The 16503-nt window shown below is 68.9% G+C and carries 15 protein-coding genes; 6 read left to right on the plus strand and 9 right to left on the minus strand.

Translation table 11 applies throughout. The features are described 5' to 3' along the window. Window positions 1-41: 41 nt before the first annotated feature. Together groL and groES are read right to left on the minus strand one after the other, a co-directional pair. Entirely contained in the window at window positions 42-1682 is a 1641-nt protein-coding gene (gene groL / locus BFF94_RS26180) for a chaperonin GroEL (RefSeq protein WP_128843851.1), read from the minus strand. Window positions 1683-1728: 46 nt separating this feature from the next. Beyond that, window positions 1729-2022, minus strand: coding sequence for a co-chaperone GroES (groES, locus tag BFF94_RS26185; protein ID WP_069746035.1), 294 nt, complete (start codon window positions 2020-2022; stop codon window positions 1729-1731). 685 nt (window positions 2023-2707) lie between these two features. Between groES and BFF94_RS26190 the strand changes: the two genes are divergently transcribed. The 6 genes from BFF94_RS26190 (at window position 2708) to BFF94_RS26215 (ending at window position 10447) form a co-directional block, all read left to right on the plus strand. After that, on the plus strand, window positions 2708-4174 hold the full coding sequence (locus BFF94_RS26190) for a carbohydrate porin (RefSeq protein ID WP_219140028.1): 1467 nt from the start codon (window positions 2708-2710) through the stop codon (window positions 4172-4174). A 64-nt stretch (window positions 4175-4238) separates the two neighbouring features. Further along, on the plus strand, window positions 4239-5372 hold the full coding sequence (locus tag BFF94_RS26195; protein WP_219140029.1) for a hypothetical protein: 1134 nt from the start codon (window positions 4239-4241) through the stop codon (window positions 5370-5372). A gap of 11 nt (window positions 5373-5383) precedes the next feature. Further along, complete coding sequence (gene efeB, locus BFF94_RS26200; protein ID WP_219140030.1) at window positions 5384-6670, plus strand: iron uptake transporter deferrochelatase/peroxidase subunit; 1287 nt, start codon at window positions 5384-5386, stop codon at window positions 6668-6670. Between the two features lie 65 nt (window positions 6671-6735). Beyond that, the gene (locus BFF94_RS26205; protein WP_128848734.1) at window positions 6736-7770 is read left to right on the plus strand and encodes an iron ABC transporter substrate-binding protein; all 1035 of its coding nucleotides are present in this window, start codon (window positions 6736-6738) and stop codon (window positions 7768-7770) included. 2 nt (window positions 7771-7772) lie between these two features. After that, complete coding sequence (locus BFF94_RS26210) at window positions 7773-9371, plus strand: ABC transporter permease (RefSeq protein WP_219140031.1); 1599 nt, start codon at window positions 7773-7775, stop codon at window positions 9369-9371. Window positions 9372-9397: 26 nt separating this feature from the next. Beyond that, the gene (locus BFF94_RS26215; RefSeq protein WP_128847459.1) at window positions 9398-10447 is read left to right on the plus strand and encodes an ABC transporter ATP-binding protein; all 1050 of its coding nucleotides are present in this window, start codon (window positions 9398-9400) and stop codon (window positions 10445-10447) included. 16 nt (window positions 10448-10463) lie between these two features. Here the strand turns inward: BFF94_RS26215 and BFF94_RS26220 are convergent, their stop codons facing one another. From BFF94_RS26220 to BFF94_RS26250, 7 genes are all read right to left on the minus strand, one after another. Beyond that, a complete protein-coding gene (locus BFF94_RS26220; protein ID WP_128847461.1) occupies window positions 10464-10979 on the minus strand; it encodes an SRPBCC family protein in 516 nt (171 codons plus the stop codon). 44 nt (window positions 10980-11023) lie between these two features. Then, entirely contained in the window at window positions 11024-11656 is a 633-nt protein-coding gene (locus BFF94_RS26225; RefSeq protein ID WP_128847463.1) for a LolA family protein, read from the minus strand. Continuing rightward, window positions 11653-12084 (minus strand): cupredoxin domain-containing protein, encoded by a 432-nt coding sequence (locus BFF94_RS26230; RefSeq protein ID WP_372454329.1) that lies wholly within the window; start codon window positions 12082-12084, stop codon window positions 11653-11655. The genes BFF94_RS26225 and BFF94_RS26230 overlap by 4 nt, the downstream gene beginning before the upstream one ends. A gap of 26 nt (window positions 12085-12110) precedes the next feature. Further along, window positions 12111-12893: an anti-sigma factor family protein gene (locus BFF94_RS26235; RefSeq protein WP_219140032.1), complete on the minus strand. Its 783-nt coding sequence runs from the start codon at window positions 12891-12893 to the stop codon at window positions 12111-12113. Then, entirely contained in the window at window positions 12890-13405 is a 516-nt protein-coding gene (locus BFF94_RS26240) for a sigma-70 family RNA polymerase sigma factor (protein WP_021164148.1), read from the minus strand. The genes BFF94_RS26235 and BFF94_RS26240 overlap by 4 nt, the downstream gene beginning before the upstream one ends. A gap of 27 nt (window positions 13406-13432) precedes the next feature. Beyond that, entirely contained in the window at window positions 13433-13792 is a 360-nt protein-coding gene (locus BFF94_RS26245; protein ID WP_128848946.1) for a COG4315 family predicted lipoprotein, read from the minus strand. A 255-nt stretch (window positions 13793-14047) separates the two neighbouring features. Continuing rightward, on the minus strand, window positions 14048-16309 hold the full coding sequence (locus BFF94_RS26250) for a beta strand repeat-containing protein (RefSeq protein ID WP_219140033.1): 2262 nt from the start codon (window positions 16307-16309) through the stop codon (window positions 14048-14050). Window positions 16310-16503: the final 194 nt, after the last annotated feature.

Here is a 16503-nt window from a genome sequence, read left to right on the forward strand (position 1 = left end):
GCGCATCGCTGCGCGTTCCGGACACCATCGACCGAAGTCGATTACATGTCCATGCCCATGCCGCCCATGCCGCCCGGCATGCCGCCCGCCATCGGTGCGTCTTCCTTCGGCAGTTCCGCGACGGCTGCGTCCGTCGTCAGCAGCAGGCCGGCAACCGAAGCTGCGTTCTGCAGTGCGGTACGCGTGACCTTGGTCGGGTCGACGACACCGGCTTCAACCATGTCGACGTACTCGCCCGTCGCTGCGTTGTAGCCGTAGTTGCCCTTGCCTGCAGCAACTGCCGCCACCACGACGCTGGCTTCTTCGCCGCCGTTCGTGACGATCTGGCGCAGCGGCTCTTCCATTGCGCGCAGCACGATCTTGATGCCGGCGTTCTGGTCGGCGTTGATGCCGGTCAGGCCTGCGATCGCGGTGCGAGCGCGGATCAGCGCGACGCCGCCGCCTGCCACGATGCCTTCTTCCACAGCTGCGCGCGTTGCGTGCAGTGCGTCTTCGACACGTGCCTTCTTTTCCTTCATTTCGACTTCGGTCGCAGCACCGACCTTGATCACTGCCACGCCGCCGGCCAGCTTGGCCACGCGCTCTTGCAGCTTTTCACGGTCGTAGTCCGACGTCGCTTCTTCGATTTGCGCGCGCACTTGCTTCACGCGTGCTTCGATGTTCACGGCTTCGCCTGCGCCGTCGATGATCGTCGTGTTTTCCTTGCCCACTTCGATGCGCTTCGCCTGGCCCAGTTCTGCCAGCGTTGCCTTCTCGAGCGTCAGGCCGGTTTCTTCCGCGACGACTTGACCGCCGGTCAGGATCGCGATGTCTTCCAGCATGGCCTTGCGGCGATCGCCGAAGCCCGGCGCCTTGACCGCAACGGTCTTCAGGATGCCGCGGATGTTGTTGACGACCAGCGTTGCGAGCGCTTCGCCTTCGACGTCTTCAGCGATGATCAGCAGCGGACGGCCAGCCTTCGCGACTTGCTCGAGTACCGGCAGCAGATCACGGATGTTCGACACCTTCTTGTCGTGCAGCAGCACGAACGGGTTGTCGAGGACGGCGACTTGCTTGTCCGGGTTGTTGATGAAGTACGGCGACAGGTAGCCGCGGTCGAATTGCATGCCTTCGACGACGTCGAGCTCGTCAGCCAGCGACTTGCCGTCTTCGACGGTGATCACGCCTTCCTTGCCGACCTTGTCCATCGCTTCAGCGATGCGATCGCCGATCGACGAATCGCTGTTCGCCGAGATCGAGCCGACCTGTGCGATTTCCTTGTTCGTCGTGCACGGCTTGCTGATCTTCTTCAGCTCTTCGACAGCCGCTGCGACTGCCTTGTCGATGCCGCGCTTCAGGTCCATCGGGTTCATGCCCGATGCAACGTACTTCATGCCTTCGCGAACGATCGATTGCGCGAGGACGGTTGCCGTCGTCGTGCCGTCGCCTGCGTTGTCGCTGGTCTTGGAAGCCACTTCCTTGACCATTTGCGCGCCCATGTTCTGGAGCTTGTCCTTCAGCTCGATTTCCTTCGCGACCGACACACCGTCCTTGGTGACCGTCGGGCCGCCGAAGCTGCGCTCGAGCACCACGTTGCGGCCCTTCGGACCCAGCGTGACCTTGACTGCGTTGGCGAGAATGTTCACGCCTTCGACCATCTTCGAACGGGCGGAATCGCCGAATACGACGTCTTTAGCTGCCATCTTCTAACTCCTTGAATTCTTGGGAATATGTACCGTCAGTGGACGCTTACTTCGCGTTGACCACGGCCATGATGTCTTCTTCGCGCATGACCAGCAGTTCCTGGCCGTCGACCTTCACGGTCTGGCCGGCGTACTTGCCGAACAGGACACGATCGCCAACCTTGACGTCGAGCGCGATCAGCGCGCCCTTGTCGTCGCGCTTGCCCGGGCCGACCGCCAGGATTTCACCCTGGTCCGGCTTCTCGGCTGCTGCTTCGGGGATCACGATGCCCGAGGCGGTCTTGGTTTCCTGATCCAGGCGCTTGACGATCACGCGATCGTGCAAAGGACGAAGGTTCATATTCACTCCTCTCTTGACTGAGATTGAAGAACGCTTAGGGAATCTGCCCGGCGGATCGCCCGGCAGAGAATTGTTAGCACTCTCGTGCAGCGAGTGCTAATTATATGGACGGGTTTTGACAAATTCAAGAAGGGGAACCGGATGAATTTTCAGGGCGGCGACGCAGCGGGGGAAACCGCAGGAAAACAACAAAAACCCCTTTCAAAACAAAACCCTGACGAACACTCCCCAGCATGGCGAGCGGACCCGCGCGGCCCGCGAATCGCATCCAGCCCCGTTTGAACACCGGGTAAGCACCGAGTTCCTGCGCCTGGCGACATCGCATGAAAAAGCCTGCGCAGGCGTCGATTCCGTCCGCCGCGACGCGCCCGCTCGCACCCGCTGGACGGACGATCTGCGCCCCCTTCCCGCGGATCCATCGATCCGCGTCGAATTATTTCATTTTCATTACGCTGATATTTACGATTTGCCTCGCCGCCAAACGCACGCCGCGCCCATCTGTAAGCGTCCGGATTACATTCGGTAATATAGATGCGAATCATTCTCGTTTACATTGACTTTCCCATCTGACGCTCCTACGATGCGCCGCGTTGCGCTCTTCTTCATGCCCTGGCCGATCGGTGCCAAGCGTCGGGACAGCGACCAACAAGCAGGACTCCAAACCAAATAGAACCAGGAATTTGATATGAAGGTTGCGTCGTTCCACGGAGACCGCGTCCGCGCCCGGATGCACACCGCCGCCTGTGCGGCCGTCCTCGCGTGCGCATCGTTCGCGAGCGGCGCCGCGTTCGCCGGCACGCCGGTCGACGCGCAACCCGAAGCGCCCGAGGCCGACCTCGCGATCCAGGCGAAGCCGACCGACATGTGGACCGGCGTCTGGACGCGCCAGAGCCTGCTCGGCGACATGGGCGGCATCCGCCCGTGGCTCGGCAAATACGGCGCGACGATGCAGATCACCGAAACCAGCGAATACCTCGCGAACCTGCGCGGCGGCCTGAACCGTGGCGGCGCGTACGACGGGCTGACGACGGCGACGCTGACGATCGATACGCAAAAGGCGATCGGCCTGCCCGGCGGCACGTTCAACGTCAGCGCACTGCAGATCCACGGCACCAACCTGAGTGCGCGGAATCTCGGCACGCTCAACACCGCGAGCGGCATCGAGGCGCAAGGCACGACGCGCCTGTGGGAGCTGTGGTACCGGCAGTCGTTCCTCGACAAGCGCGTCGACGTGAAGATCGGCCAGCAGAGCCTGGACCAGGAATTCATGGTCAGCACGTATGCGAATACATTCATCAACACGATGTTCGGCTGGCCCGCGCTGCCGTCGTACGACCTGCCCAACGGCGGCCCCGCTTATCCGCTCGCGGGCCTCGGCGTGCGCGTGCGCGCGCAGATCACGCCGAAGCTCACCGCGCTCGCGGGCGTGTTCGACGGCGACCCGCTCGGCAACAACTCGAACAACCTGAGCGGCACGAACTTCAACCTGCACAACGGCGCGCTCTACATCGGCGAACTGCAGTACGCGCTGAACCAGCCGTCCGACGGCGAAATGGACACGGGCCACTCGAACGGGCTGCCGGGCACCTACAAGATCGGCGTCTGGTATCACAACGGCCGCTTCGCGGACCAGAACATCGGCACCGACGGGCTGTCGCTCGCGGATCCCGCGTCGAACGGCAACGCGCAGCAGCATCACGGCAACTACAGCTTCTACGCGGTCGCCGACCAGATGATCTGGCGCCCCGACCCGACCGGCCCGAGAAGCCTCGGCGTGTTCGCACGCGTGATGGGCGCGCCGGGCGACCGCAACCTGGTGAGTTTCTCGGCCAATGCGGGGATCGTGCTGAAGGCGCCGTTCGAAGGCCGCGACAACGACAGCGTCGGCCTCGGTGTCACGTACATCCAGGTCGGCAGCCATGTGACCGACCTCGACCAGGCCGCGCAGTCGTTCGCGGCCGGCCCGTACGGCGTGCGCACCCGCGAGACGGCCATCGAAGCGACCTACCAGTACCAGGTCAACCCGTGGTGGGTCGTCCAGGCCGACGCGCAGTACACGTTCAATGCCGGCGCCGGCCAGAACCCGAGCGACGCGACCCGGCCGCTGCGCAACACGTTCGTGCTCGGCGCGCGTACGACGATCACGTTCTGAACGCCGCGCCCACGCCACCCCGTTTTCGCGCGCCGCCGGCGCGGCGCGCCCCCAGGAGATCCAGATGATTCAATCCGCCCCGCTTCGCCGCCTCGCGACGGGCGCACTGGCCGCCGCCGCACTGACGGCCGCCGCCGGCGCGTTCGCCGAGCCGCAAGGCTTCCTCGAGACGCTGCATCGCCACACCACGCTCGTCAACACGGTGCCGGACAACGGCGACCAGAACCCGTACGCGATCGCAGTCGCGCCGGTGTCGGCCGGCACGATCCAGGCGGGCGACGTGCTCGTCGACAACTTCAACAACGCGGCGAACCTGCAAGGTACCGGCAGCACGATCGTCAACTACCGTCCGTCGACGAAGCAGCTGAGCCTGTTCGCGTCGATCCCGCGCGACCTGAAGGCGTGCCCGGGCGGCGTCGGCCTGTCGACGGCGATGACGATGCTGAAATCCGGCTGGGTGATCGTCGGCAGCACGCCGAGCAACGACGGCACGACCAACACCAAGGGCGCCGGTTGCCTGATCGTGCTCGACCCGCAGGGCAAGATCGCATCGACGTGGTCGACCCCGAACATCAACGACCCGTGGGGCAACATGGCCGTGGTCGACCGCGGCGACAGCGCGACGCTGTTCGTCAGCATGGCCGGCTTCGGCGTCGGCGGCGCGGACGGCAATCCGCCCGTCTACAAGCAGGCGACCGTGCTGCGCCTCGACCTCGACGTGCCGGCGGGCAAGCCGCCCGTGATCAAGCAGGAAACGGTCGTCGCGAGCGGCCTCGGCGCGCAGGCCGACAAGGGCGTGTTCCTGGTCGGCCCGACCGGCCTCGCGCTGTCCGGCGACCAGAAGAAGCTGTACGTGTCGGACGCGATCGGCAACCGCATCGTCGAGATCGACGACCCGCTCACGCGCGACACCAGCGCGGGCGTCGGCCGCCAGATCACCGCCGACGGCTTCCTGCGCCGCCCGCTCGCGCTCGCAACCGCACCGAACGGCCACCTGCTCGCGACCAACGCGCAGAACGGCCAGGTCGTCGAGATCGACCCGGTCGCCGGCAAGCAGATCTACGCGCGCTGGATCAATACCGACAAGGCACAGTCGCCCCCCGGCAACGGCAACCTGTTCGGCATCGCAATGACGCCTGAAGGCGACGGCTTCTACTACGTCGCGGACGACGTCAACACGCTGTTGCTCGCGAAGTAATGGAGCCGACCATGGCAGACGATTCCAACCAGCCACCACGCCCCGCGCGGCGCGGCTTCCTGAAGGCAGGCGGCGCCGCGGTGGCCGCCGGCCTCGCGGCGGCGTCGATCCCGGCCGCGAAGGCCGCGGATGCACCCGCCGCCGCGCATGACGGCGTCGAGCCGTTCTATGGCAAGCACCAGAGCGGCATCGCGACGCCGCAGCAGCGCCACGCGTATTTCGCGGCGCTCGACCTGACGACGGCCCAGCGCGCGGACGTCATTGCATTGCTGAAGACCTGGACCGACGCCGCCGCGCGCATGACGCGCGGCGACACCGCGCAACCGCTCGCCGCGACGGGCAGCGACGAAGTCGCGCCGGCGGACGGGGGCGACGCGCTCGGCCTCGGCCCTGCGCGCCTGACGATCACGTTCGGCTTCGGCCCCGGCATGTTCGCGCTGGCGGGCAAGGACCGCTTCGGTCTCGCGAAACATCGCCCCGCCGCGCTCGTCGACCTGCCGCGTTTCAACGGCGACCAGTTGCTGCCCGAGAAGACCGGCGGCGACCTGTTCATCCAGGCGTGCGCAGACGACGCGCAGGTCGCGTTCCACGCCGTACGCCAACTCGTGCGGCTCGGCGCGAAGGCGACGCAGATGCGCTGGGGCCAGGCCGGCTTCACGTCGGGCAAGCCCGGCGAGACGCCGCGCAACCTCATGGGCTTCAAGGACGGCACGATGAATCCGCCGATGTCCGACCCGGCCGCGATGAACGAATTCGTGTGGGCCGGCAGCGAAGGCCCGGCATGGATGAACGGCGGCACCTACACGGTCGTGCGCCGAATCCGCATCACGCTCGAGCACTGGGACAACACGGAGCTCGGGTTCCAGGAGCAGGTGGTCGGCCGTCACAAGTACAGCGGCGCGCCCCTCGGCCAGAAGAACGAGTTCGAGGCACTCGATCTCGACGCGGCCAACAAGGACGGCAACCCGGTGATCCCCGACAACGCGCACGCGCGTCTTGCGTCGCCGCAGCTCAACAACGGCGCGCAGATCCTGCGCCGCGCGTACTCGTACAACGACAGCACGAACTTCTACATCGAGCGCTGGCCGCCGTGGCGCCAGCAGACCGAATACGACGCGGGGCTGATGTTCGTCGCGCACCAGCGCGACCCCCGCCGCGGCTTCATTCCGATCAACGAGAAGCTCGCGAAGCTGGACATCATGAACCAGTTCACCACGCACGTCGGCAGCGCGATCTTCGCGTGCCCGCCGGGCGCGCAACCTGGTTCGTACATCGGCGCCGCGCTGTTCGAGGCATGACGACGCACAACGCACGCCCAGGCACTCCTTCCCGGCCCGTCCGGACGCAACCTGCGAAAGACAACATGAATACCTCACCCGTTAGCCGCCCGCTGCGGCACCTGATTTCCGCGGCGGCCGCCGCGCTGATGCTGACCGGCGCGCTGCACGCCGCGCGCGCGCATGCCGCGACGCTCACGCTGTACAACGCGCAGCACGAGCAGGTCGTCAACCAGCTCGTCAAGGACTTCGAAGCACAGAGCGGCATCGCCGTGAAGGTGCGCTCGGGCGAAGGCCCCGCGCTCGCCGCGCAGCTCGTCGCGGAAGGCGACCGCACGCCGGCCGACGTGTACTTCACCGAGAATTCGCCCGAACTCATGCTGCTCGACCGCAAGGGCCTGCTCGCGAAGACCGACGGCGCCGCGCTGCAGTCGGTGCCCGCACGCTTCAACCCGGCCGACGGCAACTGGGTCGGCGTGCTCGCGCGCGAGAACGTGCTCGTCTACAACACCGCGAAGCTCCAGCCGCCGCAACTGCCCGCGTCGCTGCTCGATCTCGCGAAGCCCGAATGGAAGGGCAAGGTCGGCGTCGCGCCGAGCGATGCGGACTTCCTGCCGCTCGTGAGCGCGGTGCTCGCACTGCACGGCGAAGCCGCGACGCTGCAATGGCTGAAGGGCCTGAAGGCCAACGCGCAGATCTTCGACGACGACGAAGGCGTGACGGCGGCCGTCAACCGCGGCGGCGTGCTGACCGGCATCGTCAACAACTACTACTGGGACCGCCTGCACGCCCAGCTCGGCGACAAGTCGACCAAGAGCACGATCCACCACTTCGGCAACGGCGACGTCGGCGCAGCCGTCAACGTGTCCGGCGCCGCGGTGCTGAAGGCATCGAAGCACCAGCCGGAAGCGCAGAAGTTCGTCGCGTATCTCGTCAGCGAGCGCGCGCAGAAGCTGATGGCGGGCGGCCACATCAGCTTCGAGTATCCGCTGCACCCGGGCGTCGCTCCCGATCCGATCCTGAAGCCGTTCAGCGAACTGAGCCCGCCGGCGCTGACGTTCGAACAGCTCGGCGACGACAGCCAGGCCGGCAAGCTGCTGCGCCAGGCCGGCCTGCTCTGACCATGAGCGACGCCGTGTCCCGCACGGCGCGCACCGCATGCGACGGCGAGCGCACCGCAACGCGGCGCCGCCCATCGCGCGCGCTCGTCGCCGCGGCCGCGTGCGGGCCGCTCGCGATCCTGCTGCCGCTCGGCTTCACGCTGTACCGCGCGACCACCTTCGGCGTCGACGATGCAATCGAGCTGCTGTGGCGCCCGCTCGTCGGCGAACTGCTGGTCAACACGCTGTCGATCACGCTCGCCGCGACCCTCGCGTGCACGCTGCTCGGCACGGTGCTCGCGTGGTTCATCGAGCGCACCGACCTGCCGGCGCGGCCGCTGTGGACTGCGCTGGCGGCCGCGCCGCTCGCGGTGCCGCCGTTCATCACGAGCTATGCGTGGGTGTCGCTGAGCCTCGACCTGCAGGATTTCCTCGGCGCGCTGATCGTGCTGAGCTCCGCGTACTTCCCGCTCGTCTACCTGCCGGTGGCCGCCGCGCTGCGCGAGCTCGACCCCGCGCTGGAAGAAAGCGCGCGTACGCTCGGCTGCTCGCCGTGGCATACCTTCTTCCGCGTCGTGCTGCCGCAGTTGCGCCCCGCGCTGTGCGGCGGGATGCTGCTCGTTGCGCTCGGCGTGCTGTCCGAGTTCGGCGCATTCCAGTTGCTGCGCTTTCGCACGTTCACGACCGAGATCTATGCGGAATACCGCACCGCGTTCGATGGCGGCGGCGCATCGCTGCTCGGCTGCGTGCTGATCGCGCTGTGCCTGCTGTGCCTCGCGATCGAGGCGCGCGCACGGGGCCATGCGCGCTATGGCCATACGCACCGCGCCGCGCGCCGCGTCGCGATGCGTTATCCGCTCGGCTCCCTGCGCGGCCCCGTCACCGTCGCGTTCGCCGCGCTCGCGGCGGCGACGCTCGGCGTGCCGCTCGCGATGATCGGCTTCTGGCTCACGCAACAGGGCGCGGCCGCCGTCACGCCGGCCGACGTCTCGCCCGAGCTGCTGTGGCAGGCCACGCTCGCGTCGTCCGGCTACGGCCTCGCGGCGGCGGCCGTCACGACGCTGCTCGCGCTGCCGCTCGCATTCCTGCTGGTCCGTTACCCGGGCCGCGTCGCGACGCTCCTCGAGCGCACGGCGATGACCGTGCAGGGCGTGCCGGGCATCGTCGTCGCGCTCGCGATGGTATCGATCACGGTGCGGCTGCTGCAGCCGCTCTACCAGAGCGCGCCGGCGCTCGTCGCCGCGTACGCGATCCTGTTCCTGCCGCTCGCGGTCGTCAGCGTGCGCGCCGCACTGTCGCACGTGCAGGTCCGGCTCGAGGAAACCGCGCGCTCGCTCGGCCTCGGCTGGCGCGCGACGCTCACGCGCGTGGTGCTGCCGCTCGCGGCGCCCGGCCTCGGCGCGGCCGCGACGATGGTGTTCATCTCGGTCGTGACGGAACTCAACGCGACGCTGCTGCTGTCGCCGATCGGCACCCGCACGCTCGCGACGCAGGTGTGGAGCGATACCGCCACGCTCGCATTCGCGGCCGCGGCGCCTTATGCGGCGCTGCTCGTCGCGCTGTCGCTCGGCGCATCGGGGCTGCTGTTCCTGCTGCTCGGCCGCGCGTCGGTGCGCGACTGAGCATCCCCCTCTTCCCGGAACCGTCCATGAGCGAACTACGCATCCACGGCCTGTCCAAATCGTTCGGATCGCATACCGTCCTGCACGATATCGACCTCACGGTGCGGCGCGGCTCGCGCCTCGCGCTGCTCGGCCCATCGGGCAGTGGCAAGACGACGCTGCTGCGCGTGCTGTGCGGCTTCGAACGCGCCGAGCGCGGCACCGTCGAAATCGACGGGCGCCGCGTGGCCGCGCCCGACGTGCACTTGCCGCCCGAACAGCGCCGGATCGGCTACGTGCCGCAGGAAGGCGCACTGTTTCCGCATCTGTCCGTGGCCGACAACATCGCGTTCGGGCTGCCGCGCGCGGCGCGGCGGCGTCATCATCGCGTCGACGAACTGCTCGAGATGGTCGGGCTGCCCGCGTCGTATGCAAGCCGTGCGCCGCAGCAACTGTCCGGCGGCCAGCAGCAGCGCGTCGCACTCGCGCGAGCGCTGGCGCCCGAGCCGTCGCTCGTGATCCTCGACGAACCGTTCTCCGCGCTCGACACGTCGCTGCGCCACGAAACGCGCGGCGCGGTCGCGGACGCGCTCGCCGCGGCGGGCGCCACATCGGTGCTCGTCACGCATGACCAGCCCGAGGCGATGACGCTCGGCGACGAAGTGGCGGTGATGTGGCAAGGCCGGCTCGTGCAGACGGCCGCGCCCCAGGCGCTGTACCGGCAGCCCGTCACACGCGACGTCGCGTCGTTCGTCGGGCAGGCCGTGCTGCTCGCGGGCCGCGTGCGCGACGCTCGCATCGCATGCGCGCTCGGCGAGCTGCCGCTCGTCGCGCCGCTACCCGACGGGCCGGCCGATGCGATGCTGCGTCCGGAGCAGATCGGCATCGTGCCCATCGCGCAGGTCGACGCGGCGCGCGGCCATACGGCACGCGTCGAAGCCGCGCAGTTCGCGGGCCAGGACGCCGACGTGCTCGCGCGCCTCGATGCCGATGGTGACGTGCTCGTGCGCGTACGCGTGCCGGGACACCGGTGTCCGGCTGTCGGCGAACGCGTCGCACTGGTGGTGGACGGCGCGGTGATGGCGTACGCGCGCTGAGCGGCGCGGCTCGTCGTCAAGCGTCGGCGCAGCCCGCGCCCGACAGCGGCCGGAAGGTCCGGCCATCCATCTCGACTGCCGCACCCAGCAGCCGCGCGAGACCCTTCGCGCCTTCGCGCATCACGACGTCGTGATTCCATCGGAACAGCGGGCGCGCGAGCGGCTCAAGCCGGTTCATCCAGCGCACGTGCGTGCGGATGTGCCAGTCGTAGCGCACGATCGTGCCTGCGCCGTCCACGGCGAACGACCAGCATCCGTCGCCTTCGATCGTGCCGCTCGCGCGGCCTTCGAGCGCATGCAGCGGCTCGATGCGCCGCACGCGCATGTCGAAGGTCAGCCGGTACGGCAGCGCGCCCTTCCACGTATACCGGTGCAGCGCGCCGACGCCGCGCGCGTCGCCCGGCTCGATCTCGACGGTGCGCACAGCGCCCTTCCACCAGTCGGGCCAGCGGTCGACCTGGTAGATCGCGTCCCAGACCGCCGCAAGCGGGGCGTCCACGCGCCAGGTCGTCGAGAACCGGTATTCCGCCATGCAGCCTCCGGCATGCCCGTCAGGGACATGAGTCAGGGCACCGGTCAGGGCGCGAAGAAGCGCTCGGGAAACGCGACGTCGATCTCGACATCGTCGAGCGTCACGGTTTCGAGCGGCACGTCGTCATCGTCCGCGAAGCTGACGACCTTCAGCGGAAAGCCGTCCTCGGTGTCCAGCCACAGCCGGTAGCGATGCACGCCGTCGACCGCGTGCGCGGGCGCGCCCGTGACCGACACGCGCAGCGCGGTCCGGCCGCCGACGGCCTCCTCGCCTTCGGTCACCGTCGCGCCGCCCTGCTGCAGCGCATGGACGTTGCGCAGCAGTTCGCCGACGTCCGACCGGTCGACCCGGTGGCCGCTGCGATCGCGCACGAGCGGATTGGACGGCGACAGCGTCAGCGCGGGCGGCGCATGCGTGCCGAACGGGCGCAGCCGCACCTTGCCGTCGCCGGGATCGTACGCGAGCACCGCGCCGTGATGCGGCGACACGAAATCCATCCGGACGAAGCCTGGTTTCAGGTACGCGTAGCGGATCTCGGTGTGCTCGCCGCCGCGCGCCGACGAGCGGATCGTCGCGCGGTACGAGCGGACGTGGTCGAAATGCGCCTGCGCGACGGTCACGGGATCGGCTGTCATGCTCGCTCCTATCAGGCTCGCGGCCAGCAACGCGGCGATCACGGCGCCGCCTCGACATCGAGCACGCCTTCCATCCCGCGCTCGCGATGGCTCCTGAAGAACAGCAGCCGATGCGTGCAATAGTAGGCGAATCGGCCCGGCTGCGCGGGTGTGAAGCGAAACGTCTTCGGCGTCGTGCCGAGTTCGGTGCGCATCGCGATGCCGGCCTGCGGCGCATCGATTTCGAAGCTGTGCGGCACCACGCCGGCCTCGGCCGACACGGTCAGCTCGACCGGCACGTGCGCGCGCACGATCACGTGGTTCGGGCGGAAGAAATAGCTGCCGCCGACGATCGCCACCCGCTGCACGCCGTCGGCGTCGACGGGCACCCGCACGGGCACGTCGCCGTCCGCCCGCGCGAGCGCGGCGCCCGCGGCGAGCACCGCCAGCACCGGCATCAGTACGAGCACCTTCGTCATCGTCGTCTTCATCGCCTGCTCCCTGCCGGCGCCGCGCGTCATCCCTTCCACGCGTCGGTCGAGCCGCCGAGCGCGCCGCACGCTTCGATCGCGAGCTCTCGCAGGCGCCGTTCGTCGCCGCGACCGGACAACGCGTAGCCCATGCCGCGATCCGACCAGAAATACGTGTAGCGGCCGTCGGCCGACATCGCCTGCGGCGCGAGGCGCCGCGCATCGTAGGCCGTCATGTACAGCGTCACGCGCGCGCCGTCCGCGCGCTGGTACATGAGCTGCGCGGCCGGCCCCGCGTCGCCCGGCAGCAGCCGGCCGCCCAGCAGCGCATAGCCGTATTCGGCGAGCGACGGCGCACGCACGGGCCGCCCGACACGCGCCGACAGCCACGCGGCGAGACGTGCGGGATCGCCCGCGCCGACCTCGACCGGATGCTCGCGATCGGCTGCGTACACCGCATACGCGACATCCGCGTGCGCGGCGAACGCCGGTTCGCTGCCAAACGCCGTCCAGCCCGCATGCAGCGCGACGCCGATCAGCAGCCCGGCCGCCAGACCCGCGAACGCATACGCGAACCCGCGCCGGCGCGGTGCGCGGCGCTGCACGAACAGCGCGGACGCGGCGCCCGGCAGCGGAAACAGCGCCTGCAGCGCGTCGCGCTGCGCACGGTAATGCGCGAATCGTTCGGCTTCCTCCGGATCGGACTGCAGGCGCTCGAGCACCTCGCGCCGCTCGTGCCCGGACAACTCGCCGTCCAGCAACGCGGACAGCAGTTGCGCCGACGCATCGTCGTCCCGCTCGTTCGAAGGCTTGCGCGAATCGTCCATCATGTCTTCCCGATCACCCGTAACGCGGCCGTGCCGTGCGCCGACGGCTCGTCCGACAGCATTGCGCGCATCTGCCCGCGCGCCCGCGCGAGCCGCGACATCACGGTTCCCACCGGCACGCCGAGCACCTGCGCGGCGTCGCGATAGCTCAACTCTTCAAGCGCGACCAGCAGCAGCACCTCGCGCTGTTCGACGGGCAGCCGGTACAGCGCGCGCTGCACGTCGCGCAGCACCAGCCCGCCGATCTCGCCGGCCGGCGCGGCCATCGTCTGCCACGGCGCCGTCGCGTCGTCGACCGCGATCTCGTGCCGCGCCCGCAACTGGTCGATGAAGCGGTGCCGCAGCAGCGTCAGCAGCCACGCGCGCAGGTTGCCGCCGTCGCGCGGCGGCCGGTTCAGTGCACGCTCGAGCGTGTCCTGCACGAGATCGTCCGCCCAGGCCCGGTCGCCCGTCAGCGCACGCGCATAGCGCGTGAGATGCGGCAGCCACACCAGCAGATCCGATTCGTAGCTCATCAGGATGCCTCGCGCGCCGCCGCGCCGTCACGGGCGCGCGACGTGCCACATGCCGCCGATCCCGTCGCCGCCCGCGTCGCCGGCCTTGCGGTCCATCTTCCAGCGATACAGCGGGCGTCCGCGGTACGCCCATTGCTTCTTGCCGTCGTCGCGCGCGACGAGACTCAGTGGACCCGATGCCTTGTCGTACGCATCGGCGAGCGCGGGCGGCCAGTTGGCCGCGCACGCGCTGTCGCACGCGCTCTTGCCGGGCGCATCGCGATCGAACACGTACAGCGTCATGTGCGCTTCGTCGACCAGTTTCCCGTCGCCGACCTGTGGCGGTTCCGCGGCCGCCGGCCGCACGATCGCCGCCGTCAGCGCGGCAGCAACGAGCATCCGTTTCATTTCCGTTCTCCTTCGTGGTGTCGCGACACGGCTGCACCCGGCGGGACGATCGGCTTCGTCACGATCATTATCCCGCCGGCCGGCGGCGCCGGGATTCGGTATCTAAACGGATGGAGGCCACCGGTTATTCCATGCCATTCATGCGACGAAAGAAAGCGGGAAACCCAAAGACAACGCGGCATGACATCGCTGTCATGCCGCGTTGCGCAACCCGTTTCGCACGGCGGCCGATACGCCGCCGCGCAATCAGGCCGGTTACTTCGGCAGTGCGCCCGTCAGCGACTGGAGCAGCGTCGACACCGGTGCGAGCGGGTTGTTTGCCGAACTGCTGCCCGAATGCGGCGTGACCGACAGGCCCGGCGCGGAGCCGAGCGCCGTGCCCACCGTCGTACCGGCCGCGTTGGCGACCGTCGCCGTCGCGTTGGCGCCGGTCGTCAGCAGCGAGCCGACCGCACCCGCCGTGCCGCCGGCCGCGTTCGCGCCCGAGCCGAGCAGGCTGCCGCCAGCCGCAGCCGTCGAACCGGCCGCGCCCGACAGCCCGCCGGCCGCCTGCCCGAGGGCCGCCGGACCGTTCCCGAGTGCTCCCGTCACCGAACCGAGCGCACCGGTCAGCGCGCCAGCCGGGTTGCCGCCGCCCGTCAGGCCGTTCACGAGGTTCGTGATCGGCGCGATCGGGCTGTTGCCCGCCGCGCCGGACAGCGTGCCGACCACCTGGTTCACGACACCCTGCACCGGCGCCAGCGGGTTCGAGCCGCCGAGGTTGCCGAGCGCGCCTACGACGGAGCCGACCGCGTTGCCCAGTGCGCCCGTGACCGTGCCGACAGCGTTGCTGCTGCCGAGCGTGCCGACGACCTGATTCACGACGCCCTGCACCGGCGCCAGCGGGTTCGAGCCGCCGAGGTTGCCGAGCGCGCCCGTCACCGAGCCGAGTGCGCCGGTCAGCGCACCGGCCGCGTTACCGCCCGTCGGCAGCGCGTTCTGCAGGCCGCTGACGAGGTTCGTGATCGGCGTGATAGGGCTGCCGCCACCTGCGCCGGACAACGTGCCGACGACCTGGTTCACGACGCCTTGCACCGGCGCCAGCGGGTTCGACCCGCTGAGCGCACCCGTCACCGAGTTCAGCGCGTCCGTCAGCGCACCGGCCGGATTGCCGTCGCCGAGCGTGCCGGCGAGTTGCGTGACGACGCCTTGCACCGGAGCGAGCGGGCTTCCCGCGCCGCCGACATTGCCAAGCGTGCCCGTGATCGTGTTGACCGCGTTGCTCAGCGCGCCGGCCGGGTTGCCGCTGCCGAGCGTACCCGTGACCTGGTCGACGACGTTCTGGATCGGCGCGAACGGGTTCGCGCCGCCGCCGATGCCGCCCAGTGCGCCCGTTACCGTGCCGAGGGCACCGGTCAGCGCGCCCGCCGGGTTGCCGCCGCCGAGCGTGCCCGTGACCTGGTTCACCACGCCCTGGACCGGCGCGAGAGGGTTCGCGCCGCCACCGATACCGCCCAGTGAACCCGTGACCGTGCCGAGTGCGCCGGTCAGTGCGCCTGCCGGATTGCCGCCGCCGAGGGCGCCCGTGACCTGGTTCACTACGCCCTGGACCGGCGCCAACGGGTTCGAGCCGCCGCCGATACCGCCCAGTGAGCCCGTTGCAGTGCCGAGTGCGTTGCTCAGCGCGCCGGTCGCCGTGTTCAGCGCGCCAGTCAGTACACCGGCCGGGTTGCCGCCGCCGAGCGCGCCCGTGACCTGGTTCACCACGCCTTGAACCGGCGCCAGCGGGTTCGACCCGCCGCCGATACCGCCCAGTGCGCCCGTTGCAGTGCCGAGTGCGTTGCTCAGCGCGCCGGTCGCCGTGTTCAGCGCGCCAGTCAGTACACCGGCCGGATTACCGCCGCCGAGCGCGCCCGTCACTTGATTCACGACACCTTGCACCGGTGCCAGCGGATTCGCGCCGCCACCGATACCGCCCAGGGCACCCGTCAACTCACCTGCCGGATTGCCGCCACCGAGCGCACCCGTCACCTGATTCACCACGCCCTGCACCGGCGCCAGCGGGTTCGACCCGCCGCCGACATTGCCCAGTGCACCCGTTACCGTGCCAACCGCATTGCTCAGCGTCCCCGTCGCCGTATTCAGCGCACCCGTCAACGCGCCTGCCGGGTTGCCGCCACCGAGCGCGCCCGTCACCTGGTTCAGCATTCCCTGTACCGGCGCGAGCGGCTGCACCGTGCCACCGCCACCGCCAAGTGCGCCCGTCACCGCCCCCACGGCACCCGACAGCACCTGGCCCGGCTCACCGAGCGACGTCTGGATCGCGCCCGCCCCGCCCGCCGCCACGGTGACCGAACCCAGCGGCGACGTGCCCGTTGCGACCAGCCCGACCGACACGCTGTTCGTCGACGGATTGACGATCACTTGCGGGATCGGCAGCGAATCGAGGGCCCCCGCCATCGCTGAACCCGAAGCCAGCACCGCGAACACTGTCGTGACCGACAGCGCCACACCCGTCAATTTAAGGTTTTGTCCCATCTTTATTGTCCCCATCTCGGTTGGCACTACGTTGATAAAGCATGGGGACGGATTGCACGAAGCATGCCAATTCAAAAAATCTTATTAATTCGTCTGACTATTACCGCTCAATAACGATTTTTTAATCGATTTCAGACGAAATACGCGGGTTGCGGAGCCGAAATCGTCTGATGAAAAAGACTGGCGGACCGCGG

This window comes from Burkholderia catarinensis (genome assembly GCF_001883705.2).
In the GTDB taxonomy this organism is placed as follows: domain Bacteria; phylum Pseudomonadota; class Gammaproteobacteria; order Burkholderiales; family Burkholderiaceae; genus Burkholderia; species Burkholderia catarinensis.